Source organism: Streptomyces sp. NPDC040610 (assembly GCF_055594065.1).
The window spans coordinates 171,563-198,308 of sequence record NZ_JBVIXA010000013.1 but is presented as its reverse complement, the minus strand read 5'-3'; the positions used below and the strand labels follow the sequence as shown (position 1 = coordinate 198,308).

At 74.2% G+C, this 26,746-nt stretch carries 2 protein-coding genes; both read right to left on the bottom strand.

Annotated elements, in window-relative coordinates; all coding sequences use genetic code 11:
* Positions 1 to 131: 131 nt before the first annotated feature.
* Positions 132 to 16,169: a type I polyketide synthase gene (locus ACZ6AA_RS33715; RefSeq protein ID WP_471462303.1), complete on the bottom strand. Its 16,038-nt coding sequence runs from the start codon at positions 16,167 to 16,169 to the stop codon at positions 132 to 134.
* Positions 16,170 to 16,300: 131 nt separating this feature from the next.
* Entirely contained in the window at positions 16,301 to 26,734 is a 10,434-nt protein-coding gene (locus tag ACZ6AA_RS33710) for a type I polyketide synthase (protein ID WP_471462307.1), read from the bottom strand.
* Between the last annotated feature and the right edge of the window lie 12 nt (positions 26,735 to 26,746).

The window sequence follows — 26,746 nt, the reverse complement described above, 5'->3', positions numbered from 1 at the left end:
AGGTAGTCGAGGAGCTTTTGCTGGTCCGCCATCGGAAACTCACCTGTTCGCGTAGTCACAAGAAAAACCGCACCGGTCGGGCCGACCGGGCCGCTGCACGGCCCGGTCGGACTGATTCAGGCTGTGCTGATTCAAGACATGCCGAGTTCTTTGTCGATGAAGTCGAAGACCTCATCGGCGGACGCCGACTCGAGTCGCGAGGAGACCTCCTCGCCGTCGGCCGGCGTCTCGGCGTCCGCGCCCTTCCACTTCGACATCAGTGCCTCCAGGCGCATCGTGATGCGCATGCGGGCGCTGTCGTCGGGCGCGATGGAGCTGAGGCCCGCCTCCAGGCGGTCCAGCTCCTGGAGGGTGGAGTCCACCCCGGCGGTGTCGTCCTGGAGCAGCTGCGTACGCAGGTACTGGGCCAGGACGACGGACGTCGGGTAGTCGAACACGAGGGTGGCGGGCAGCCGCAGCCCCGTGGCCTTGTTGAGGCGGTTGCGGACCTCCACGGCCGTCAGGGAGTCGAAGCCCAGCTCCCGGAAGGCGCGGTGGGCGTCGACGGACTCCGCTCCGGTGTAGCCGAGCACGGCGGCCGCGTGCGTGCGCACGATGTCGAGCAGGATCACCTCGCGCTCCGGCTCGGTGAGCGGGGCCAGGCGGCGGCGCAGACCGGCGGCCGCGTCGTCGCCGGTGCCCGCGTCGGCCTCCGGCTCGGCGGCCAGGGACCGCGTGTAGCGGCGCACCTCGGGCAGGTCCCCGATGAACGGGCTCGTCCGCGCCGAGGTGAAGGCGGGCGCGAACCGCGCCCAGTCCAGGTCGGCGACGGCCACGAACGTCTCGTCGTGCGCGACGGCCCGGGCGAGCGCGGCGACCGCGAGGTCCGGTGCCATCGGCCGCAGGCCACGGCGGCGGAACTGCTCCTCGCCGTCGTCCCCGGCCATGCCGCCCCCGGCCCACAGGCCCCACGCCACGGAGGTGGCGGTCAGGCCGCGCGCCCGGCGCCGCTCCGCGAGGGCGTCGAGGTGCGCGTTGGCGGCCGCGTAGGCGCCCTGGCTGCCGCTGCCCCACACGCCCGCGTTGGACGAGAACAGCACGAACGCGTCCAGCGCGTCGGTGTCGAGCAGCGCGTCCAGGTGCGCGGCGCCCGCGACCTTCGCCTCCAGGACGGCGGCGATGTCGGCGGCCGTGGTCTCCGCGAGGGGCTGGCCCTGGCCGACGCCCGCCGCGTGGAACACGGAGCGCAGCGTGTGCCCGTCCTCGACGAGTCGGCCGAGGAGCCCGGCGACGGCGTCCCGGTCGGCCACGTCGCAGGCCGCGACGGTCACCTTGGCGCCCAGCTCCTCCAGTTCCGCCTGGAGTTCACCGGCGCCGGGGGCGTCCGGGCCGCGACGGCTGGTGAGCACCAGGTGCTCGACGCCCTCGCGGGCCAGCCAGCGGGCGACATGCCCGCCGATCGCACCCGTACCGCCGGTGACGAGCGCCGTGCCGCGTGCCGTCCACTGCGGTGTCGCGCCCGCGCCGAGCGGCGCCCGCACGAACCGGCGCACGAGGACGCCCGACTGCCGCACCGCGAGCTGGTCCTCGTCCCCGGCACCGGCGAGGATCCCGACGAGCTGGGACAGGGCCCGCTGGTCGGGGTCCTGCGGCAGGTCGACGAGGCCGCCCCAGCGGTCGGGGCACTCCAGGGCCGCGACCCGGCCGAGGCCCCACACCTGCGCCTGCGCGGGCAGGGCGGCGTGGTCGGCGGGACCGGTGGCGACGGCGCCGCTGGTCACCGCCCACATCCGCGCGCCGATCCCGGCGTCGCCGAGGGCCTGCACGAGGGTGAAGGTGCCGGCGAGACCGGCGGATACGCCCGGCTGGTCGGCGGGCGCGGACCCGTCGAGGGCGAGGAGGCTGAGCACACCGGACAGTTCCGCGTCCGGTCCGGCGGCGTGCTCGCGCAGCCGCTCGGCCAGTGCCTCGCGCGTCATCCCGCCTGCGGCGACGCGGAGTTCGGCCGTCTGGGCGCCGGAGCGCGCCAGGGCCTCGGTGACGGCCGCGGTCCACGCGAGCGGCCCGGCGGCACCGGGATCCGACGACTCCTCCGGTACGACGACCAGCCAGCGGCCCGTCGGACCGGCGGCCGGAAGCTCGCCCGCGAGGGGCTCCCAGGCGACCTGGTAGCGCCAGCTGTCGAGCGTGGACCGCTCGCGTCGCTGCCGCCGCCAGGACGAGAGGGCGGGCAGGACCGCGCCCAGCTCGGCGGCGGGGCCGTCGGCCACGTCCAGCTCGGCCGCGAGGCCTTCCAGGTCCTCGCGCTCCACGGCGTCCCAGAACCGCGATTCCACCTCGTCGGTGGCGAGCGGCGCGCCTTCCGGCCGCTCCTCCTCCTGCGGGGCGAGCAGCCAGTAGTGGTCGCGCTGGAAGGCGTAGGTGGGGAGGTCGACGGTGGCGTGGGCGCCCGGGTAGAGGGCTGCCCAGTCCAACTCGGCGCCGTGCACGTGTGCCTCGGCGAGGGAGGCGGCGAGGCGGTCGGCGCCGCCTTCGTCGCGACGCAGGGAGCCGAGGGTGACGGCGGGGCTGTCGGTCGCGTCGATGGTCGCCTGCACCGGGACGGTGAGCACCGGGTGGGGGCTCATCTCCAGGAACAGGCCGTGACCCTCGGCCAGCAGGCCTCGGGTGGCGTGCTCGAAGAGGACCGTCTGGCGCAGGTTGCGGTACCAATACCCGGCATCCATCGGGGTGTCGGCGTCCAGCCACTCCCCCGTGAGCGTCGAGAACAGCGGCACCTCGGCGGCCTGCGGGGTCACCCCGGCCAAGGCCTCGCCGATCTGGGCCTCGATCTGCTCCACGTACGAGGAATGCGAGGCGTAGTCCACCGGGATCGTCCGCGCACGGATGTCCTGGGCCACGCACTGGGCGACCAGTTCCTCCAGCGCCTCCGGCTCGCCCGAGACGACGACCTGGGCCGGACCGTTCACGGCAGCGAGTTCGATCCGGCCGTCCCAGGCGGCGATCAGCTCCCGGACCTCCTGCTCGGGAAGCGGCACGGACACCATCCCGCCCTTGCCCGACAGCTCACGAATGGCGAGGCTCCGCAGGGCCACCACACGAGCCGCGTCCCGCAGCGACAACGCACCCGCCACACAGGCGGCGGCGATCTCACCCTGGCTGTGACCCACCACAGCAGCGGGCTGAACTCCAACCGCCTGCCACGTGGCAGCCAGCGACACCATCACCGCGAACAACACCGGCTGGACCACATCCACCCGGTCGAAGTTGTCCCCGCTCAGCTCCGCGAACAGGTCCCAGTCCACGAACTCGGACAGGGCCTCCGCGCACTCCCGCATCCGCTCCGCGAACACCGGGCTGGAGTCAAGCAGTTCACGGGCCATCCCGGCCCACTGCGACCCCTGCCCCGGGAACACGAACACCGGCCGGACGATGCCACCCAGGGCCCGACCTGACACCACCTGCGTGGCCGCCGCGTCCTCCTGAGTCAGCGCTTCGAGCCCGGCAAGCAGTTCGTCCCGGTCCCGCCCGAGGACGACGCCCCGGTGTTCGAACCGCGACCGCGACACCGCCAACGACCAAGCCACATCGCCCAGTTCGAGGCTGCCCCGCGTGACGAGGTGTTCCCGCAGGCGCGCGGCCTGGTCCCGCAGGGCGCCCTCGGTCTTCGCCGAGAGGGCCAGCGGCACGACCCCGGCCACCACCGGCGACGGCACGGCAGCACCGTCGTCGCTGTCGGCCCCGACGGGCCCCGGCTGCTCGGCGGCCGGGAGCTGTTCCAGGATGACGTGGGCGTTCGTACCGCTCATGCCGAAGGAGGAGACACCGGCGCGGCGGGGCGCGTCGCCCCGTGCGGGCCAGTCCCGGGCCTCGGTCAGCAGCTCGACGGCACCCTCGGTCCAGTCGACCTCGGGGGTCGGCTCGTCGATGTGGAGGGTCTGGGGCAGTACGCCGTGGTGCATGGCGAGGACCATCTTCATGACGCCCGCGACGCCGGACGCGGCCTGGCTGTGCCCGATGTTGGACTTGATGGAGCCCAGCCACAGGGGTTCGCCGGTCTCCGGGCGCTCCTGCCCGTAGGTGGCGAGCAGGGCCTGGGCCTCGATGGGGTCGCCGAGGGTCGTGCCGGTGCCGTGGGCCTCGACGGCGTCGACGTCGGCGGGTGTGAGGCGGGCGTTGGCGAGGGCGGCACGGATGACGCGCTGCTGGGACGGGCCGTTCGGGGCGGTGAGGCCGTTGCTGGCGCCGTCCTGGTTGATCGCGGAGCCGCGGACGACGGCGAGGACCTTGTGGCCGTTGCGCTGGGCGTCGGACAGGCGCTCCAGGAGCACCATACCGACGCCCTCGGCCATGCCCATGCCGTCGGCGGCGGCCGCGAAGGCCTTGCAGCGGCCGTCGTCGGCGAGGCCGCGCTGCTGGCTGAAGGCGATCAGCGCGCCGGGCGACGACATGACGGCGACGCCTCCGGCGAGCGCGAGGGAGCACTCGCCCTGGCGCAGCGCCTGGGCCGCCAGGTGCATGGCGACGAGCGACGACGAGCAGGCCGTGTCGACGGTGACGGCCGGGCCCTCCAGGCCGAAGGTGTAGGCGATGCGCCCGGAGATGACGCTGGGCGCGCTGCCGGTGAGGATGTGGCCCTCGGATCCGGCGGACACCTGGCCGGGGCCGGTGCCGTAGTCCTGGTAGTTGGTGCCGACGAACACTCCGGCGGCCTCGCCGCGGACCGCGCGCGGGTCGACCCCGGCGCGCTCGAACGCCTCCCAGGAGGTCTCCAGGAGCAGGCGCTGCTGCGGGTCCATGGCCAGGGCCTCGCGCGGCGAGATGCCGAAGAAGGCCGGGTCGAAGGCGCCCGCGTCGTGCAGGAAGCCGCCGCCCCTGGTCGTGGTGGTACCGGGGGTCTCCGGGTCCGGGTCGTAGAGGTGGGCGATGTCCCAGCCGCGGTTGGCGGGGTAGCCGCCGACGACGTCGGCGCGCCCTTCCAGGACCTCCCACATGCGCTCGGGGCTGCTGATGCCACCGGGGTAGCGGCAGCTCATCGCGACGATGGCGATGGGCTCGTCGGTGGCCGCGGCGACAGGTGCGACCGGCGCCGCGGTGGCGGCCTTGTCGGCGCCGAGGACCTGGGTGCGCAGGAACGCGGCCAGGGCGGTGCCGTTGGGGTGGTCGAAGACGACCGTGGTGGGCAGCTTGAGGCCGGTGGCGGCGCCGAGCCGGTTGCGCAGGTCGACGGCGGTGAGCGAGTCGAAGCCGAACTCGCGGAAGGCCCGCTCGGGGTCGAGGGCCTGCGCTGACTCGTAGCCGAGCACCGCGGCCGCGTGGGTGAGGACGAGGTCGAGCAGGATCCGGTTCTGCTCGGGTCCGGCGAGGCCGGTCAGGCGCTCCCGCAGCGCGGCCGCCTTGGACGACGTGTCGCCGCCGTCCGCCTCCGCCTCGGTGCCGCCCTGGGCCGCGAGGACGCGCTGGGCGTCGGGCAGGTCGGCGAGGAGCGGGCGGGCGCGCCGCGAGGTGAACACGGGCACGAACTGGTCCCAGTCCACGTCGGCGAGCGCCAGGAACGTCTCGTCGTCGTCGAGGGTCTGCCGCATGCCCGCGAACGCGAGGTCCGGGTCGAGGAACGGCAGGCCCTGGCGGCGCAGTTGCTCCGGGTCGACGTCGATGGGCGCGCTGCCGCTCAGGTACGGGTTGACGACGTTCCACACGCCCCAGGCGATGGAGGTCGCGGTCAGTCCGCGCGCCCTGCGGTGCTCGGCGAGGGCGTCGAGGTGCGCGTTGGCGGCGGCGTACGCGGCGTGGTCGCCGCTGCCCCAGACGCCCGCGATGGACGAGAACAGCACGAACGCGTCGAGCTGCACGTCGTCCAGGAGTTCGTCGAGGACGACGGCGCCCGCGACCTTCGCGGCGACGATCTCGGCGAACTCGTCGAGCGTGGTGGTGGCGATCGGCGCCAGCTCGATGAGCGCGGCCGCGTGGATGACGGCGCGCAGGGTGTGGCCGTCTGCGGTGAGCCGGTCGAGCAGCGTGGCGACGGCGTCGCGGTCGGCGACGTCGCAGGCCGCGATGGTGACCTGGACGCCGAGGTCCTCCAGTTCGGCGCGGAGTTCGGCGGCGCCGGGCGCGTCCGGGCCGCGGCGGCTGGTCAGGACGAGGTGCTCGGCGCCCTCGCGGGCGAGCCAGCGGGCCATGTGGGGGCCGAGGGCGCCGGTGCCGCCGGTGATGAGGACGGTGCCGCGGGGGGTCCACCTGTCCTGCGCGGACGCGGCGGCCTTGTCCTTCGTGGCCGCGGTGGGCTCGGCGCGGACGAGGCGGCGTACGAAGACCCCGGAGCCGCGCACGGCGAGCTGGTCCTCGTCGCCGACGCCCGCGAGGATCCCGGCGAGCCGGGCCGCGGCGCGGCTGTCGGGCGTGGCGGGCAGGTCGACGAGGCCGCCCCAGCGCTCGGGGTGCTCCAGGGCCACGACGCGGCCGAGGCCCCAGGTCTGCGCCTGGGCGGGGCTCTCCACCTGGTCGTTGCGTCCGGTGGAGACGGCGCCGCTGGAGATCACCCACAGCTTCGCGTCGGTCCCGGCGTCGCCCAGGGCCTGGACGAGCGCCACGGAGCCCGCGAGACCGGCGGGCAGCACGGGCTGCTCCGGGTGCGGGTCCTCGGCGAGGGCCAGCAGGGACACCACGCCGACGGGCTCCGACCCGTCGGGGGTGCCGGTGATCTCCTCGCGCAGCCGCCCGGCCAGCGCCTCCCTGTTCAACTCCGCGCCGCTCACGCGGACTTCGGCGACCTCCGCACCGGCCTGCGCCAGCGCGTCGGTGACGCCCGCGGTCCACGGGTGCGCGGCGGCCTCCTCCGGTACGACGACGAGCCAGCGGCCCGTCAGGACCGGCCCGGGCAGCGCGCCGCTCGCCAGCGACTTCCAGGTGACCCGGTAGCGCCAGCTGTCCACGGTGGACTTCTCACGCCGCTGCCGCCGCCACGACGACAGGACGGGCAGGACCTCGCCGAGCCCGGCGGCGGAACCGTCCGCCACCTCCAGCTCGGCCGCGAGGCCCGCCAGGTCCTCGCGCTCCACGGCCTCCCAGAAGCGTGCCTCCACCTCGTCCACGACCGGGGCGGGCTCGGCACCCGCCTCCTGCTCCGGGGACAGGAGCCAGTAGTGCTGACGCTGGAAGGCGTACGTGGGCAGGTCGACGGTGGTACGGGCGCCCGGGAAGAGCGCCTTCCAGTCCAGTTCGGCGCCGTGGGCGTGGGCCTCGGCGAAGGAGGCGGCGAGGCGGTCGGCGCCGCCTTCGTCGCGGCGCAGGGAGCCGAGGGACGCGGCCGCGCCCTCGCGCCCGGCGGCCTCGATGGTGGCCTGGACGGGGACGGTGAGCACCGGGTGCGGGCTCATCTCCAGGAACAGGTCATGGCCCTCGGTGATGAGCCCGCGGGTGGCGTGCTCGAAGAGGACGGTCTGGCGGAGGTTGCGGTACCAATACCCGGCATCCATCGGGGTGTCGGCGTCCAGCCACTCCCCGGTCAGGGTCGAGTACAGCGGGACCTCGGCGGCCTGCGGGGTCACCCCGGCCAGGGCCTCGGCCGTCTGGGCCTCGATCTGCTCGACGTACGCGGAGTGCGAGGCGTAGTCGACGGGGATGGTGCGGGCGCGGACATCGCGGGCCACGCACTGCGCGACCAGCTCCTCCAGCGCGTCCGGCTCACCGGAGACGACGACCTGGGCGGGGCCGTTGACGGCGGCGACCGAGATGCGGTCGTCCCAGGCGGTGATCAGCTCGCGCACGTCGGCCTCGGGCAGCGGTACGGACACCATGCCGCCCTTGCCGGACAGCTCACGAATCGCCAGGCTCCGCAGGGCCACCACACGAGCGGCATCCCGCAGGCTCAGCACACCCGCGACGCACGCGGCGGCGATCTCGCCCTGGCTGTGGCCAACGACGGCGGCGGGTTCGACACCGGCGGCCTGCCAGGTGGCGGCCAGGGAGACCATCACGGCGAACAGGACCGGCTGGACCACGTCCACCTGGTCGAAGTTGTCCCCGCTCAGCTCGTCGAAGAGATTCCACTCGACGAACTCCGAAAGCGCGTCACCGCACTCCCGCATCCGCTCCGCGAACACCGGTGAGGCGTCGAGGAGTTCACGGGCCATCCCGGCCCACTGGGAGCCCTGCCCGGGGAAGACGAACACCGGGCGGACCGTGCCTCCCTGCGCGCGCCCTGTGACCACGTTCTGCGCGCTCGCGTCGTCCTGGGCCAGCTCGGCGAGCCCGGTGAGGAGCTCGTCCCGGTCCCGGCCGAGGACGACGCCCCGGTACTCGAACCGCGACCGCGCGACCGCCAACGACCAGGCCACATCGCCCAGTTCGAGGCCTTCGCCCGCGATCAGGTGGTCCCGGAGGCGCGCGGCCTGGTCCCGCAGCGCGCCCTCGTTCTTCGCCGAGAGCGCCAGCGGTACGACGCCCGCGAGCACCGGCGACGGCGCGCCATCGGCGGCCTCCGGCTCCGCGGCCGCCGGGCCCTGCTCCAGGATCACGTGCGCGTTCGTGCCGCTGACGCCGAACGAGGACACGCCCGCGCGGCGCGGCGCGCCGCCGTCACGCTCGGGCCAGGCACGGGACTCCGCCAGGAGTTCCACGGTGCCCGCCGACCAGTCGACCTCGGGGGTCGGCGCGTCCATGTTCAGCGTGCGCGGCAGGACGCCGTGGCGCATCGCCATGACCATCTTGATGACACCGGCGACACCGGCGGCGGCCTGCGTGTGGCCGATGTTGGACTTCACGGAACCGAGGAGCAGCGGCCGGTCGGCCGGGCGCTCCTTGCCGTACGTGGCGATGAGGGCCTGCGCCTCGATGGGGTCACCGAGGGGCGTGCCGGTGCCGTGGGCCTCGACCGCGTCCACGTCCGTGGTGGTGAGGCGGGCGTTGGCGAGGGCCTGGGTGATGACGCGCTGCTGGGACGGGCCGTTCGGCGCGGTCAGGCCGTTGCTCGCGCCGTCCTGGTTGATCGCGGAGCCTCGTACGACCGCGAGGACCTGGTGGCCGTTGCGCTGGGCGTCGGACAGGCGCTCCAGGACGAGCATGCCCACGCCCTCGCCCCAGCTGGTGCCGTCGGCGGCGGCCGCGAACGGCTTGCAGCGGCCGTCGGGGGCCAGGCCGCGCTGGCGGCTGAACTCCAGGAAGGTGCCCGCCGTGGGCATGACCGTCACACCGCCCGCGAGGGCCAGCGAGCACTCGCCCTGGCGCAGCGCCTGCGCGGCGAGGTGCAGGGCGACGAGGGAGGAGGAGCAGGCCGTGTCGACGGTGACGGCCGGTCCTTCGAGGCCGAAGGAGTACGAGATGCGGCCCGACGCGATGGCGCCGGAGCTGCCGGTGCCGAGGTAGCCGCCGAGGTCCTCGGGGACGCTCGCGAGCTGGGAGCCGTACTCGTGGTAGATGAGTCCGGCGAAGACGCCCGTGGGGCTGCCGTGCAGCGTGGCGGGGTCGATTCCGGCGCGCTCGATGGCCTCCCAGGAGGTCTCCAGGAGCAGGCGCTGCTGCGGGTCCATGGCGAGGGCCTCGCGGGGCGAGATGCCGAAGAAGGAGGCGTCGAACTCGCCCGCGTCGTGCAGGAATCCGCCCTCGCGGGCGTAGCTGGTGCCGACGCGGTTGGGGTCGGGGTCGTAGAGGGACGCGGTGTCCCAGCCGCGGCCCTCCGGGAACTCGGTGATGGCCTCTTCGCCGTCGGTGAGCAGCCGCCACAGGTCTTCGGGGGTGTGGACGCCGCCGGGGAAGCGGCAGCTCATCGCGACGATGGCGATGGGCTCGTCCTGGGCCGCGACCGCCACCTGCGCGCTGCGGCCGGCGGCCGCGCCCGGGGCGGCCGCGAGGTCGCCGAGGATCTCGGTGCCGAGGTACTGGGCGAGGACCTTGGGCGTCGGGTAGTCGAAGACGAGGCTGGCGGGCAGCCGCAGTTCGGTCGCGGAGTTGAGGCGGTTGCGGAGTTCGACGGAGGTCAGCGAGTCGAAGCCCAGCTCCTTGAACGCCTTGGTGGGCGCCACGTCGTCGCCGGAGGCGTAGCCGAGCACGGCGGCCACCTGGGCGCGGACGAGGTCGAGGAGGGCGCGCTCTCGGTTCTCGGGGGCCAGCGCGGTCAGTTGGTCGGCGAGCGAGGTCCCGGCCGCCGCGGGTCCGGACTCGACCACGCGGCGGGTACGCCCGCCGCCGCGGATGAGGGCGCGGAAGAGCGGGGGCACGTCCGCGCCGAACTGGCGGCGGAGCGTGTCGAGGTGCAGCTTCATCGGGACGAGGGCGCCGTCGGGCTGCGCGAGGGAGGCGTCGAGGAGCGCGAGACCTTCCTCGGCCGACAGGGCGGCGACACCGGCCCGGTTCATCCGGTCGATGTCCTCGTCCGCCAGCGCTCCGGCCATACCGCCCTGGTCCGCCCACAAACCCCACGCGAGAGACGTCGCAGGCAGACCCTGAGCACGGCGATGCTGAGCCAGAGCATCCAGGAAGGCATTCGCAGCCGCGTAGTTGGCCTGCCCCGCACTGCCCAGCACACCCGCAGCCGACGAGAACAACACAAACGCCGACAGATCCAGACCCACCGTCAGCTCATGCAAGTTGACCGCCGCGTCCACCTTCGGACGCAGCACCGTGTCCAACCGCTCCGGCGTCAGCGACGTCAACACACCGTCGTCCACCACACCCGCCACATGCACGACCGCGCCAAGGTCATCACGTACAGACCCAAGGAGCGTCTCAAGTGCCGTGCGGTCGGCGACATCGCATGCCGCGATCGTGACCGAAGCGCCCAACTCCTCCAGCTCGGCGCGCACTTCACCCGCACCCGGGGTGTCCTCACCCCGACGCGACACCAGCAGCAGGTCCCGCACCCCGTGCCGCCCCGCCAGATGCCGGGCCACGACCCGGCCGAGACCGCCAAGGGCTCCGGTGACGAGCACCGTGCCCCGCGCGTCGAAGACGGGCGGCAGCGTCAGGACGACCTTGCCGACGTGCCGGGCCTGGCTCAGGAAGCGGAAGGCCTCCGGCGCCCGCCGTACGTCCCACGCCTTGACGGGCAGCGGCGTCAGCACACCCCGCTCGAACAGTTCCAGGACCTCCGCCAGCATCTCCTGGACGCGGTCGGGGGACAGTTCGGCGAGGTCGAAGTTGCGGTACTCCACGCCCGGGTGGGCGTCGGCCACGGCGCTGGGGTCGCGGAGGTCGGTCTTGCCCATCTCCACGAACCGGCCGCCACGCGGCAGCAACCGCAGCGACGCGTCCACGAACTCCCGCGCGAGGGAATTCAGAACCACGTCCACACCCTGGCCGTCGCTGGCCGCGAGCACGGACGCCTCGAAGTCGAGGGTGCGCGAGGAGGCGATGCGCGCGTCCTCGATGCCGGACGCGCGGAGCACGTCCCACTTGCCGGTGCTCGCCGTGCCGTAGACCTCGGCGCCGAAGTGCCGGGCGAGCTGCGTGGCGGCCATGCCCACACCACCGGCGGCGGCGTGCACGAGGACGGACTCGCCCGCTTCCAGGGCGGCCAGGTCCCGCAGGGCGTAGTACGCGGTGAGGAACACCGTCGGTACGGCGGCGGCCTGCGCGAAGGACCAGCCCTGGGGCATCGGCGCCAGCATGCGGGCGTCGGCGACCGCCAGCGGCCCGAAGCCGCCGTCGATGAGTCCGAGCACGCGGTCGCCGACGGTCAGGTCCGTCACGCCGGGGCCGACCTCGACGACGACGCCCGCGCCTTCGGTGCCCATCTGGGCCGCGCCGGGGTAGATGCCGAGCGCGATGAGGGCGTCGCGGAAGTTCACACCGGCGGCGCGTACGGAGACCCGCACCTCGCCCGCCGCGAGGGTCCTGCCGCCGAACTCGTCGGCGTCGTCGGCCACGGGCAGCAGCGCCAGGTTCTCCAGGGTGCCCCGGCCGGTGACGCCCAACTGCCAGGACTCACCGGCGGGCACCTCCAGGACACCGCCGACGGCCCGCGCGAGCCGCGGCACCCACACCACGTCCCCGCGCACCGCCACCTGCGGCTCGTCCAGACCGAGCGCCCCCGGCACCAGCGCGAGCGCCTGCTCGCCGCCGTCGACGTCCACCAGGACGAGACGCCCCGGGTTCTCCGACTGCGCGGAACGCACCAGGCCCCACACGGGCGCGTCGACCACGCCCGCGCCCGACACCACGTCGCCGGAGCCGACGCCCACGGCGCCGGAGGTCACCACGACGAGTCGTGAGTCGGCGCCGTCCTCGAACGCCAGCCACTCCCCCACGACGCCCAACGTGTCGTACAGGGAGGCGCGTACGGATCCGGCGGTGTCGCCGCCGTCGGTGGCGCCGACGCGGGTCACGAAGACGGACTCGGGCAGCGCGGCGCCGTCGCGCACGGCGGCGGCCAGGGCTGCCACGTCGGCGTAGGCGGTGACCGGCGCGCCGGTGGCGGCCAGTGCGGCGCGCAGGCCCAGTTCGTCGGTGCCGAGGACGGCGTAGGGGCCGCTCGTGGCGGGCGCGGGCGCGGACACCACGGTCCAGTCGACGCGGAACAGCGAGTCGTCGTCGCCGGATGCTGCGTCCAGTTCCCCGGCCGCGAGGGCGCGCAGGACCAGGGAGTCGACGGTGGCGACGGGTTCGCCGGAGGCGTCGGCGAGGGTGAGGGACACGGCGCCGGACGCGGCGGGCGTGAGGCGGACGCGCAGCGCGGAGGCGCCGGTCGCGTACAGGGTCACGCCGGTCCAGGAGAACGGCAGCCGGGCGCCCGCCGTGTCGTCGTCGCCGACGGTGGTCAGGGCGAGGCCGTGCAGGCTCGCGTCGAGGAGCGCCGGGTGCAGCGCGTACGCGCTCGCGTCGTCGCGCTGTCCGTCCGCGAGGGCGACTTCGGCGAACACCTCGTCGCCGAGGCGCCAGGCGGCCTGGACGCCCTGGAAGGCGGGGCCGTAGCCGAGGCCCGCGGCGGCGAAGCCCGCGTACAGCTCGGCGGTGTCCACGGCGACGGCGCCGGTCGGCGGCCACTGGGCGAGGCCCGTGTCGGCGCCCGCGGGCCGCGTGTCCGCCGGGTCGGCGGCGGCGAGCACACCGGCCGCGTGCCGGGTCCACGGCTCGTCGGGGACGTCGTTCTGGCGCCGCGAGTGCAGGGTGAAGGGGCGGCGCCCGGTGGCGTCGGGCTCCTCGACCCACAGCTGGAGCTGGACGCCGGTGCCGTCGTCGGGCAGGACGAGCGGGGCTTCGAGGATCAGCTCTTCGAGCAGGTCGCAGCCGACCTCGTCACCGGCGCGCACGGCCAGTTCGACGAAGGCCGTGCCGGGCAGGAGCGTCCGGTCGGCGACGACGTGGTCGGCGAGCCAGGGGTGCGCGTCGACCGACAGCAGGCTCGTGAAGAGCCGGGCGTCGCTCCCGGCGACCTGGACGGCCGCGCCGAGCAGCGGGTGGTCGGCGTCGGTGAGTCCGGCCGAGGTGACGTCGCCGGTGAGGGCCGGGGCGTGCAGCCAGTAGCTCTGGTGCTGGAAGGCGTACGTGGGCAGGTCGACGCGGTCGCGGGACTCGACGGGGGCGTACAGCGGCGTCCAGTCGACCGTGATGCCGCGCACGTGCAGCTGCGCGAGGGCGGTGAGGAAGGTGTCGGGCTCGGAGCGGTCCTTGCGGGCGGCCGCGACGAGTCCGGCCTGGGCGGCCGGGTCGGTGAGGGTGTCGTGCGCCATCGCCGTCAGGACGGCGTCCGGGCCGAGTTCGAGGAGCGTGGACGCCTCGAAGCCGGTGAGGGTGGCGAGTCCGTCGTGGAAGCGGACGGCCTCGCGGATGTGGCGGACCCAGTAGTCGGGGTCCTTCAGCTGGGCGGACTCCGCGAGTTCACCCGTGACGTTGGAGACGACGGGCAGCTTCGGGTCCTGGTACGCGAGGCCCTGCGCGACCGCGCGGAACTCGTCCAGGATCGGGTCCATCAGGGGCGAGTGGAAGGCATGCGAGACCTTCAGCCGGCGGACCTTGCGGCCCTCGCCACGCAGCTTCTCCTCCAGGCCCTCCAGGGCCGCGCGGTCACCGGAGAGCACCACCTGCGACGGCCCGTTGACGGCGGCCAGACCGACACGGTCCTCCAAGCCTTCAAGGAGCGGCAGCACCTCGGCCTCGGCGGCCTGGACCGCGAGCATGCCCCCGCCCTCGGGCAGGGACTGCATCAACCGGCCACGCGCGGCGACCAGTCGAGTCGCGTCCTCCAAGGACCACAGCCCGGCCACATACGCGGCCGTCAGCTCGCCGATGGAGTGGCCACCGACGATCTCCGGCCGGACCCCGAAGGACTCGACCAGGCGGTAGAGGGCCACCTCGACGGCGAACAGCGCGGGCTGCGTGTACCCCGTCTGCTCCAACAGCTCGGCGTCCGAGCCGAACATGACGTCCTTCAGGGGGCGTTCCAGGTGCCCGTCCAGGTGCGCGCACACCTCGTCCAGGGCCGTGGCGAAGGCCGGGAACGTCTCGTACAGCTCACGCCCCATACCGACCCGCTGGCTGCCCTGGCCGGTGAAGACAACGCCGAGACGGCCCTCGGCCACCGAGCCCGAGACAACCGCGGGGCCGTCGGACGCCAGTGCCTCCAGGCCGGTGAGGAACTGCTCCCGGTCCTGGCCGAACACGACCGCGCGGTGCTCGTGCAGGGCGCGGGCCGACATGAGGGTCCAGCCGACGTCGACGGGGTCGAGGTCGGTGCGGGCGGCCACGTGCTCGCGGAGCTTGGCGGCCTGTGCGCCCAGTGCGTCGGCGGTGCGGGCCGACACCAGCCACGGGAGGGCGGTGGCAGGCGTGGGGGCGGCAGGGGTGTCGGGGGCCTCGGCGGGCTCCTCCGCAGGGGCCTGTTCCACGATGACGTGGGCGTTCGTACCGCTCACGCCGAAGGACGAGACACCGGCGCGGCGCGGCACGCCGTCCTCGCGCTCCGACCAGGCGCGGGCCTCGGTCAGGAGTTCCACGGCGCCGACGGACCAGTCGACGTGCGTGCTCGGCTCGTCGACGTGCAGGGTCTGGGGCAGGACGCCCGCCCGCATCGCCAGGACCATCTTCATGATGCCCGCGACACCGGCGGCGGCCTGCGTGTGGCCGAGGTTGGACTTCACCGAGCCGAGCCACAGCGGGCGGTCGGCGGGGCGGTCCTGGCCGTAGGTGGCGATCAGGGCCTGGGCCTCGATGGGGTCGCCGAGGGTCGTGCCGGTGCCGTGGCCCTCGACGGCATCGATCTGCTCGGGGGCCAGGTGGGCGTTGGCGAGGGCCTGGAGGATGACTCGCTGTTGGGAGGGGCCGTTGGGGGCGGTCAGGCCGTTGCTCGCGCCGTCCTGGTTCACGGCGGAACCACGGACGACCGCGAGGACCTGGTGGCCGTTGCGGCGCGCGTCCGAGAGGCGCTCCAGGAGGAGCAGGCCCGCGCCCTCGCCCCAGCCGGTGCCGTCCGCCGCGTCGGCGTACGGCTTGCAGCGGCCGTCGGAGGCGAGGCCGCGCTGCTTGCTGAAGTCGACGAACGTGCCGGGCGTGAACATCACGGTGACGCCGCCCGCGAGGGCGAGGGAGCACTCGCCCTGGCGCAGCGCCTGGATGGCCAGGTGCAGGGCGACCAGCGAGGACGAGCAGGCCGTGTCGACGGTGACAGCCGGGCCCTCAAGGCCGAAGGTGTAGGCGACGCGGCCGGACACGATGCTGCTGGACGCGCCGGTGCCGAGGTAGCCCTCGACGTCCTCGGGCACGGAGTGCAGCCGGGAGGCGTAGTCGTGGTACATGACGCCGGCGAAGACGCCGGTGTGGCTGCCGCGCAGCGAGGCCGGGTCGATGCCCGCGCGCTCGAACAGCTCCCAGGAGGTCTCCAGGAGCAGGCGCTGCTGCGGGTCGGTGGCGAGCGCCTCGCGGGGCGAGATGCCGAAGAACGGGGCGTCGAACCGGTCGGCGTCGTGCAGGAATCCGCCCACGCGGGCGTAGGGGGTGTCGTCGCCGTCCGGGTCGTGCAGCGCGTCCGCGTCCCAGCCCCGGTCGGTGGGGAAGGGGGTCAGGGCGTCGGTGCCCTCGGAGACGAGCTGCCACAGCTCCTCCGGGGTGCGGACGCCACCGGGGTAGCGGCAGCTCATCGACACGATGGCGATGGGCTCCTGGTCCCGCTCCTCCACCTCGCGCAGACGGCGACGAGCTTGACGCAAGTCGGATGTCGTCCGCTTGAGGTAATCCCGAAGCTTCTCCTCGTTCGACATCTGGTCGTCAGCTCCTCGTGGTGTTGATAAAGGCCGCGCTGGTGGCGCTGGTCGTGCGGTCGATTGCTTCGGGTACTGCGGGGACTTCGGCTGCTTGCGGGGCTTCAGGTGCTCCCGGGGATCGAGGCACGTCAGTCGATTCCGAGTTCGTCGTCGAGCGCGTTGAAGAGTTCCTCGTCCGATACGGCGTCCAGGTCCAGGTCGTCGTCCTGCGGGCCCGTGCCCGCGGGGCCCTGGCCCTGGGGTGCGCTCCACCGCGAGAGCAGGGTCTGGAGCCGGATGGTGATCTTCGAGTGGACGATGCCGCCGTCCGCCTCCATCGCAAGGAGCGACGACTCCAGGCGGTCCAGTTCGTCGAGCACCGAGGGTCCGCCGCCGCCCGGTCCCTCGCCCAGGGGAAGGGCGGTGGCCAGGTGGGCCGCGAGGGCGGCCGGGTTCGGGTAGTCGAAGATCAGGGTGGCGGGCAGGCGCAGGCCGGTGGCTCCGTTCACGGCGTTGCGCAGTTCGACGGCCGTGAGGGAGTCGAAGCCCAGCTCGCGGAAGGCGCGGTGGGCCTCCACGGCGGCCGCGGACTCGTAGCCGAGGACCGCCGCGACGTGCGTGCAGACCAGTTCGGTGAGCACCTTGTCGCGCTCGGCCGCGTCAAGCCCGGCGAGCTGGGCGAGGAGCGTGGCCTGGCCGGTGGGGGCGCTCGTCGTGGCACCGGCGGCGGTCCGCCGCAGGGGGGCGCGGACCAGGCCGCGCAGCAGCGCCGGGACCGCCTCGGCGTCCGTGCCCGCGGTGGCCCGCAGGGACGAGGTGTCCAGGCGGAGCGGGACGAGCGCGGCGGGGGCCGTCGCGTGCGGCGGTGCGGTCAGGGTCACTGCGGTGTCCAGGAGGGCCAGGCCCTCCCGCGTGGACAGTGCGGCGACGCCGCCGCGCGCCATGCGCTCCAGGTCGGCGTCGGCGAGCTTGCCGGTCATGTCGCTGCCCTGCGCCCACAGGCCCCAGGCGAGGGAGGTCGCGGGCAGGTCCTGGGCCCGGCGGGTGGCCGCGAGGGCGTCCAGGAAGGCGTTCGCCGCCGCGTAGTTCGCCTGTCCGGCGCCGCCGAGGACTCCGGCGGCGGAGGAGAACAGGACGAACGCGGACAGGTCCAGGCCGGCCGTCAGCTCGTGCAGGTGCAGCGCGGCGTCCACCTTCGGACGCAGGACCGTGTCCAGGCGCTCGGGCGTCAGGGATGTGATCACACCGTCGTCGAGTACGCCCGCCACGTGGACGACCGCCGACAGCTCGCCGCCGGTCCGCTCAAGGAGGGCGCGCAGCGCGTCGCGGTCGGCGATGTCGCACGCGGCCACGGTGGCGTCGACGCCCAACTCGGCGAGTTCCGCGGTAAGTTCCGCGGCTCCGGCCGCGTCGTTGCCGCGCCGCGAGACCAGGAGGAGGTCGCGTACGCCGTGCTCCTCGGCGAGGTGACGCGTCACGACGCACCCCAGGCCACCGAAGGCGCCGGTGACGAGGACGGTGCCCGCGCCGAACGGAGCGGTCACCTCCGCGGCCGGAGCGGCTGCTTCCCCGGCCGGGGCCCCGGCGACGCGCGCCAGTCGCGGCACCCACACCTCACCGCCCCGCAGCGCCACCTCGGGCTCGCCCGAGGCAAGGACGGCGGCCAGGGACGACTCGGCGACCACGCCTCCGTCCGCATCCGCGTCGGCGTCCACGAGCACGAACCGCCCCGGGTGCTCGGACTGTGCCGATCGCACCAGCCCCCACACCGCGGCACCGAGCGGGTCGGCCACCGTGTCCCCGGCGGCCACCGCGCCCCGCGTCACCACGGCGAGCCGTGCGTCGGCGAACCGCTCGTCGGCGAGCCAGTCCTGCACCACGGCGAGAGCTTCGGCCAGCGCGGCGGAAACGGACTCCGGCCGTACGAGGACGTCGCTGCCGTCGACGGCAGCAGAGCCGTCGCGGCCCCCGTCGACCGGCGCTGCCCCGGCCGACCACACCACCGCCTCCGGAGCCTCCTCCCCCGCGTCCACCGCGGCACCCAGCGCCGCGAGGTCCGCGAAGGCCGACGCCCCGGGCACCGTCCCGCCCGTGCCGAGCTGCGCCGACGGCACCTGCTCGGCGGGCGCCACGGCCTGCCGCTGCCAGGCGACATGGAACATCGAGTCGTCGGCGGCCCCCGCGCCGAGCCGGTCCACCTCGACAGGCCGGAACACCAGGGAGTCCACAGTGGCGACCGGGTCGCCGAGTCCGTCGGCGACGGCGAGCGCCACGCCGCCGTTGTCGGCCGGGGTCAGCCGGACGCGCAGGGCGGAGGCGCCGGTCGCGTGCAGCGAGACGCCGGTCCAGGCGAACGGCAGCCGGGGGCCGCCGCTTTCGCCGTCGGCCTCCGTGTCGTCGCGGAGGACGCCGAGACCGAGCACGTGCAGGGCCGCGTCCAGGAGGGCGGGGTGCAGCCGGAACGACTCGGCGTTCTGGTGCTGCTCCTCCGGCAGGGCGACCTCGGCGAAGACCTCGTCGCCGCGCCGCCAGGCTCCGCGCAGTCCCTGGAAGGCGTCGCCATAGGCGAAGCCCAGCTCCGTCAGGTGCCGGTACAGGTCCTCGACGTCGACCTCGGCGGCGTCGCGCGGCGGCCATTCGGCGAGCCGGAACCCGGCCTGCGGCTGTCCGGCGTCGGAGAGGACACCGCTCGCGTGGGCGGTCCACCCGCCGTCGTCCGCGTAGTCGTCACGCTCTTCGCGGGAGTGCAGGGCGACGCTCCGCCGCCCGTCGTCGTCCGCGGCGCCGACGCCGACCTGCAACTGCACGGCGCCACGCTCCGGCAGCACCAGCGGAGCCGCCAACGTCAGCTCCTCAAGGACCCCGCAGCCCACCTCGTCACCGGCCCGCACGGCCAGCTCGACGAACGCGGTCCCCGGCAGCAACACCTGCCCGCCCACAGCATGATCCGCCAGCCACGGATGCGTGGCCACCGACAGACGACCCGTGAACAGGTACCCGTCCGTGCCCGCGAGCGGCACGGCCGCCCCGAGGAGCGGGTGCCCGGCCGAGGCGAGCCCCGTACCCGACACGTCGCCGACCGAGCCGACGGCCGCACTCGGCCAGTAGCGCCGCCGCTGGAAGGCGTACGTGGGCAGGTCCACGCGCCGACGGGTCCCGGCCATGGCGTACAGCGGCGCCCAGTCGACGTCGACTCCGCGCACGTACAGCTGCGCCAGCGCGGCGAGGAAGGTGTCCTGCTCCGGCCGGTCCTTGCGCACCGCCGCGACGAGTCCGGCCTGCGCGTCCGGGTCCGTGACGGTGTCGTGCGCCATCGCCGTCAGCACGGAGTCCGGGCCCAGCTCGAAGAGGCTGGACACACCCTGCGCGGCGAAGGTGGCGAGTCCGTCGTGGAAGCGGACGGCCTCACGGATGTGGCGGACCCAGTACTCGGGGTCCTTCAGCTCGTCCGGGGTGGCGAGCTGACCGGTCAGGTTCGACACCACCGGCAAGGTGGTGTCCTGGTACGTCAGCTTCTCGGCCACCGCACGGAAGCCCTCCAGAACCGGGTCCATGAGCGGCGAGTGGAAGGCATGCGACACCTTCAGCCACCGCACCTTGCGGCCCTCACCGCGAAGCTTCTCCTCCAGACCCTCCAGAGCCGTGCGGTCACCGGAGAGCACCACCTGCGACGGCCCGTTCACGGCCGCCACGCCCACGCTCTCGGAGAGACCATCCAGCAACGGCAGTACGTCCGCTTCAGCGGCCTGCACCGCCAGCATGCCCCCGCCCTCGGGCAAGGCCTGCATCAACCGACCGCGCGCGGCGACCAGTCGAGCCGCATCTTCGAGGGACCACAGCCCGGCCACGTACGCGGCGGCCAGCTCACCGATGGAGTGCCCACCGACCACCTCCGGCCGCACCTCGAAGGACTCGGCCAGGCGGTAGAGCGCCACCTCGACGGCGAACAGCGCGGGCTGCGCGTACTCGGTCCGCTCCAAGATGTCGGCATCCGTGCCGAACATGACGTCCTTCAACGGACGCTCCAGCAGCCCGTCCAGGTGCGCACACACCTCGTCCAGCACATCGGCGAACACAGGGAACGCCTCGTACAACTCCCGGCCCATACCGACCCGCTGACTGCCCTGTCCGGTGAAGACAACCCCGAGCCGTCCCTCGACCACCGAGCCCGACACCACTCCCGGTCCGCCGGAGGCCAGTGCCTCCAGGCCGGTCAGGTACTGCTCGCGGCTCCGGCCGAGGACGACGGCGCGGTGTTCGAGGGCGGAGCGGCCCGAGAGGAGGGACCAGCCGACGGCGACCGGGTCGGCGTCGGTGTGCGTGACGGCGTGCTCGCGGAGGCGGTCGGCCTGGGCGCGCAGCGCGTCGGCGTTGCGGCCCGACACCAGCCAGGGCAGGGCGGTCGTGGGCGTGCCGGTGACCGGCTCGGCCGCGGCCGTGGGCTCGGCCGCCGGTGCCTGCTCGACGATGACGTGGGCGTTGGTGCCACTCACGCCGAACGAGGACACGCCCGCGCGGCGGGGGCGCCCGGCCTCCGGCCAGGCACGCGCCTCGTCGAGCAGCGCCACGGCACCGGCCGACCAGTCGACGTGCGTGCTCGGCTCGTCCACGTGCAGGGACTGCGGCAGGACGCCTTCGCGCATCGCCATGACCATCTTGATGATTCCGGCGACGCCCGCGGCGGACTGGGTGTGGCCGATGTTGGACTTGATGGAGCCGAGCCACAGTGGCTGCTCGGCGGGGCGCTCCTGGCCGTAGGTGGCGAGGAGCGCCTGGGCCTCGATGGGGTCGCCGAGCGTGGTGCCCGTGCCGTGGGCCTCGACGGCGTCGACGTCGGCGCCGGTGAGTCCGGCACCGGTGAGGGCGGCGCGGATGACGCGCTGCTGGGACGGGCCGTTCGGGGCGGTCAGGCCGTTGCTGGCACCGTCCTGGTTGATCGCGGAGCCACGGACGACCGCGAGGACTTCGTGGCCGTTGCGCTGGGCGTCGGACAGGCGCTCCAGGAGGAGGAGGCCGACGCCCTCGCCCCAGCCGGTGCCGTCGGCGGCCTCCGCGAAGGGCTTGCAGCGGCCGTCGGCGGCGAGGCCGCGCTGGCGGCTGAACTCGTGGAAGGCCGCCGGGCTGACCATGACGGTCACACCGCCCGCGAGCGCCATGTCGCACTCACCCTGCCGCAGGGCCTGAGCGGCCAGGTGCAGGGCGACCAGGGACGACGAGCACGCCGTGTCCACCGTCACCGCCGGGCCCTCCAGGCCGAAGGAGTACGAGAGGCGGCCGGAGATGACGCTGGTGGCGTCGCCCGTCATGAGGTAGCCCTCGACGCCTTCGGGCGCGTTGGCCAGGCCCGCGGACCAGCCCTGGGCGCAGGCGCCGACGAAGACGCCGGTGCTGCTGCCGTGCAGGGCCGACGGAGCGATGCCCGCGCGCTCGAACAGCTCCCAGGAGGTCTCCAGGAGGAGCCGCTGCTGCGGGTCCATGGCCAGGGCCTCGCGCGGCGAGATGCCGAAGAGTCCGGCGTCGAACTCGGAGACGTCGTAGAGGAATCCGCCCTGCGCGGCGAAGCTCGCCTCGGCGGCGCGGCCCTCCTCGGGCTGGAAGAGTCCGTCGGGGCCCCAGCCGCGGTCGGCGGGGAAGACGGAGATGGCGTCGGTGCCGTCGGAGACCAGGCGCCACAGGGCGTCGGGGCTGGTGGCGCCGCCGGGGTAGCGGCAGCTCATCGAGACGATGACGATCGGGTCGTCCTCGGCTCCGGCGCCCGTTCCGGCCTGGACGACCGTCCCGCTCGGTGCCGCGCCCGGCTTGCTGTCGCCCGTCAACTGCGCCCGCAGGTGGCCCGCGAGGACGGCTGACGTCGGGTAGTCGAAGACGAGGGTGGTGGGGAGCTTCAGGCCGGTCGCGGCGGCGAGGCGGTTGCGCACCTCGACGGCGGTCAGCGAGTCGAAGCCCAACTCGCGGAAGGCACGCCCGGGTTCGACGGCTTCCGCGCCCGCGTAGCCGAGCACCGAGGCCGCCTGCCCGCGCACCAGGTCCAGCAACAGCCGCTCCTGCTCGCGCTCCGCGAGACCCGTGAGCCGGTCGGCCCACTCCGAGCCCGTGCCCGAGCCCCGCGTCGGCGACGCGACCGCCGTCTCGGGCCCGGCGAGCGCCCGCCGCACCTCCGGCAGGTCCCCGAGGAACGGGCTCGGCCGCACCGACGTGAACGAGGGCACGAACCGCTCCCAGTCCACGTCCGCCACGGCCAGGAACGTCTCGTCGTACGCGACCGCCTGCGCGAGAGCCGCCACCGCACGCTCCGGCGCCATCGCCGTCACACCCCGGCGCCGCAGATGCTCCTCGGCCTCCTCGGCCGCCGCCATGCCGCTGCCGCCCCAGGCGCCCCAGGCGACGGAGGTGGCACTCAGGCCGCGCGCGCGGCGGGCCTCGGCGAGCGCGTCGAGGTAGGCGTTGGCCGCCGCGTACGCGCCCTGACCACCGCCGCCCCACACACCGGAGTTGGACGAGAACAGCACGAACGCGTCCAGCGCGTCGCTGTCGAGGAGTTCGTCCAGGTGCGTGGCACCGGCCGTCTTCGCACCGAACACCTCCGCGATGTCGGCGGGGGTCATGTCCTCGACGGTGTACGCCGGGCTCACGCCTGCCGCGTGGAACACGGAGCGCAGGGTGCGACCGTCGGCGGCCAGGCCCTCCAGGAGTCCGGCGACCGCGTCACGGTCGGCGATGTCGCAGGCCGCGAGGGTGACTTCGGCACCCAGCTCCTCCAGCTCGGCCTTCAGCTCGGCGGCGCCCGGGGCGTCCGGGCCACGACGGCTCGTCAGGACCAGGTGCTCGACACCCTCGCGGGCCAGCCAGCGCGCCACATGCCCACCGATCGCACCGGTACCACCGGTGACCAGCGCCGTGCCGCGCGGCGACCACTCCGGCCCCGCACCCGTGCCGGTCTCCAGGGGGGCGCGCACGAAGCGGCGCACGAAGACACCCGTGTCCCGCACCGCGAGCTGGTCCTCGACGCCGGAACCCACGCCCGCACCGGAATCCGAGTCCGAGCCCGCGTTCGCGCCCGCCAGGGCCGCCGCGAACCGCGATGCGGCACGCTCGCCGTACGCCTGCGGCAGGTCGATCAGGCCGCCCCAGCGGTCCGGGTGCTCCAGGGCCACGACCCGGCCGAGACCCCACAATTGCGCCTGGGCGGGGCTTTCCAGGCGGTCGCTGCGCCCGACGGACACGGCACCGGAGGTCACCGCCCACACGCGCGCCGCTATCCCGGCGTCACCGAGGGCCTGCACCAGGGCGACCGTGCCCGCGAGGCCGACGGGCACGCCCGGCTGCTCCGCGTGCGCGGACGAGTCGAGCCCGAGGAGGGACACGACACCGGCGGGCTCCGTGCCGTCGGCCGTCACCGCCTGCCGCAGGCGCTCGGCCAGCGTCTCACGCGTCAACTCCAGCGAGGACACGGCCAGTTCCGCGACCTCCGCACCGGCACGCGCCAGCGCGTCGACGGCGCCCGCCGCCCACTGCTGCTCCGCGGCGCTCTCCGGTACGACGACGAGCCAGCGGCCCGAGAGCGCGGCGGCCGGAGGCCCGCTCGGCAGCGGCTTCCAGGTGACCCGGTAGCGCCAGCTGTCGAGCGTGGACCGCTCGCGCCGCTGCCGCCGCCAGGACGCGAGCCCCGGCAGGACCTCGCTCAGCGAACGCTCGTCCACGTCGACGAGCGTGGACGTCAGCTGCTCCAGGTCCTCGCGCTCCACGGCCTCCCAGAACCGCGACTCGACCTCGTCCACGCTCAGCGCGGCGGCCTCGTCGTCCGTGTCGTCGTCCGGGGCCACCATCCAGTAGTGGTCGCGCTGGAAGGGGTACGTGGGCAGGTCGACGGTCGTGCGGGTGCCGGGGAAGAGGGCCTTCCAGTCCAGCTCCGCGCCGTGGGCGTGCGCTTCGGCGAGGGAGGCGGCGAGGCGGTCGGCGCCGCCTTCGTCGCGGCGCAGGGAGCCCAGGGTGGCCGCGGGGCTGTCGGTGGCGTCGATGGTGGCCTGCACCGGGACGGTGAGCACCGGGTGCGGGCTCATCTCGACGAACAGGCTGTGGCCTTCGACGAGGAGGCCGCGGGTGGCGTGCTCGAAGAGGACCGTCTGGCGGAGGTTGCGGTACCAATACCCGGCATCCATCGGGGTGTCGGCGTCCAGCCACTCGCCGGTCAGGGTGGAGTACAGCGGGATTCGCGCCGCCTGCGGGGTCACCGAAGCCAGCGTCTGGGCTGTCTGGGCCTCGATCTGCTCCACGTAGGAGGAGTGCGAGGCGTAGTCCACCGGGATCGTGCGGGCGCGAATGTCCTGGGCGACGCACTGGGCGACCAGCTCTTCCAGGGCCTCGGGCTCGCCGGAAACGACCACCTGGGCGGGGCCGTTCACAGCGGCAAGCTCGATCCGGCCGTCCCAGGCGGTGATCAGCTCACGTACCTGCTGCTCGGGCAGCGGTACGGACACCATGCCGCCCTTGCCCGACAGTTCACGAATGGCGAGGCTCCGCAGCGCCACGACACGCGCCGCATCCTGCAGGGTCAAAGCACCCGCGACACAGGCGGCGGCGATCTCGCCCTGGCTGTGCCCGACGACGGCGGCGGGCTCCACACCCGCCGCACGCCACACCTCGGCCAACGACACCATCACGGCGAACAGGACCGGCTGGACCACGTCCACCTGGTCGAAGTTGTCCCCGCTCAGCTCGTCGAAGAGATCCCACTCGACGAACTCCGAAAGCGCGTCACCGCACTCCCTCATCCGCTCCGCGAACACAGGGCTGGAGTCGAGGAGTTCACGGGCCATCCCAGCCCACTGCGACCCCTGCCCCGGGAACACGAACACCGGCCGGACCGATCCGCCCAGCGCCCGCCCAGTGACCACGCTCTTGGCAGTCGCGTCGCCCTCGGCCAGCTCGGCAAGCCCGGAGAGCAGCTCGTCCCGGTCGCCGCCGAGGACAACGGCCCGGTGCTCGAAGCGGGACCGCGCGACCGCCAACGACCAGGCCACATTGCCCAGTTGAAGACCACCCTCGGCGAGAAGCAGCTCCCGCACCTGTCCCGCCTGCGCCCGCAACGCCTCCGGCGACTTCGCCGACAACGCCAGCGGGACCACGCCCGACACGACCGAAGAAGCCGAAGGCGCGACAGCCTCTCCAGCCCCAGCCTTCCCGGGCTCAGCCTTCCCGGCCTCGCCGGACTCCGGCCCGTCCCCCGGCGCCTGCTCCACGATGACGTGCGCGTTCGTACCGCTGACGCCGAAGGACGAGACGCCCGCGCGGCGCGGCCCGCTGCCCTCGCGGCCCGGCCAGTCGCGGGACTCGGTGAGGAGCTCGACGGCCCCGGCCTCCCAGTCGACCTGGGGGGTGGGCTCGTCCACGTGCAGGGTCTTCGGCAGGACGCCCTGCCGCATGGCCATCACCATTTTGATGACGCCGCCGACTCCGGCGGCGGCCTGGGTGTGGCCGATGTTCGACTTCAACGAGCCGAGCCACAGGGGCTGTTCCTCGGAGCGGTCCTTGCCGTAGGTGGCGATGAGGGCCTGGGCCTCGATGGGGTCGCCGAGGGTCGTACCCGTGCCGTGGGCCTCGACGGCGTCGATGTCGCCCGGCTTCAGGCCGGCGCTGGTGAGGGCGTCGCGGATGACGCGCTGCTGGGACGGGCCGTTGGGGGCGGTGAGGCCGCTGCTCGCGCCGTCCTGGTTGACGGCGGAGCCGCGGACGACGGCGAGGATCTTGTGGCCGTTGCGGCGGGCGTCCGAGAGGCGTTCGAGGAGCAGGAGGCCCGCGCCCTCGCCCCAGCCGGTGCCGTCGGCGGAGGCGGCGAAGGACTTGCAGCGGCCGTCCGTCGACAGGCCGCGCTGGCGGCTGAAGTCGACGAAGGTGCCCGCTGTGGGCATGACGGTGACGCCGCCCGCGAGGGCGAGGGTGCACTCGCCCTGGCGCAGCGCCTGGGCAGCCAGGTGCAGGGCGACGAGGGAGGACGAGCAGGCCGTGTCGACGGTCACCGCGGGGCCTTCGAGGCCGAGGGTGTAGGCGACGCGGCCGGAGACGACGGAGCCCGCGTTGCCGGTGCCGATGTAGCCCTCGACGCCTTCCGGCAGGGCATGCAGGCGGGTCGCGTAGTCGTAGTACATGACACCGGCGAAGACACCGGTGCGGCTGCGGCGCAGCGAGACCGGGTCGATGCCCGCGCGCTCGATGGCCTCCCAGGCGGTCTCCAGGAGGAGGCGCTGCTGGGGGTCCATCGCGAGGGCCTCGCGCGGCGAGACGCCGAAGAAGGAGGCGTCGAACCTGGGGGCGTCGTAGAGGAAGCCGCCCTCGGCGGTGGTGCTGGTGCCCTGGTTGTCCGGGTCCGGGTCGAACAGCTCGTCCGTGTCCCAGCCGCGGTCGGTGGGGAACGGGGAGATGGCGTCGGTGCCGTCGGCCACGAGGCGCCACAGGTCCTCGGGCGTGGTCACGCCGCCCGGGTAGCGGCAGCTCATGCCGACGATCGCGATGGGCTCCTGGCGGTTGTCCTCCAGTTCGCGCACCCGGCGGCGGGCGTCGCGCAGGTCAGCCGTCGCCCGCTTCAGGTAATCGAGGTA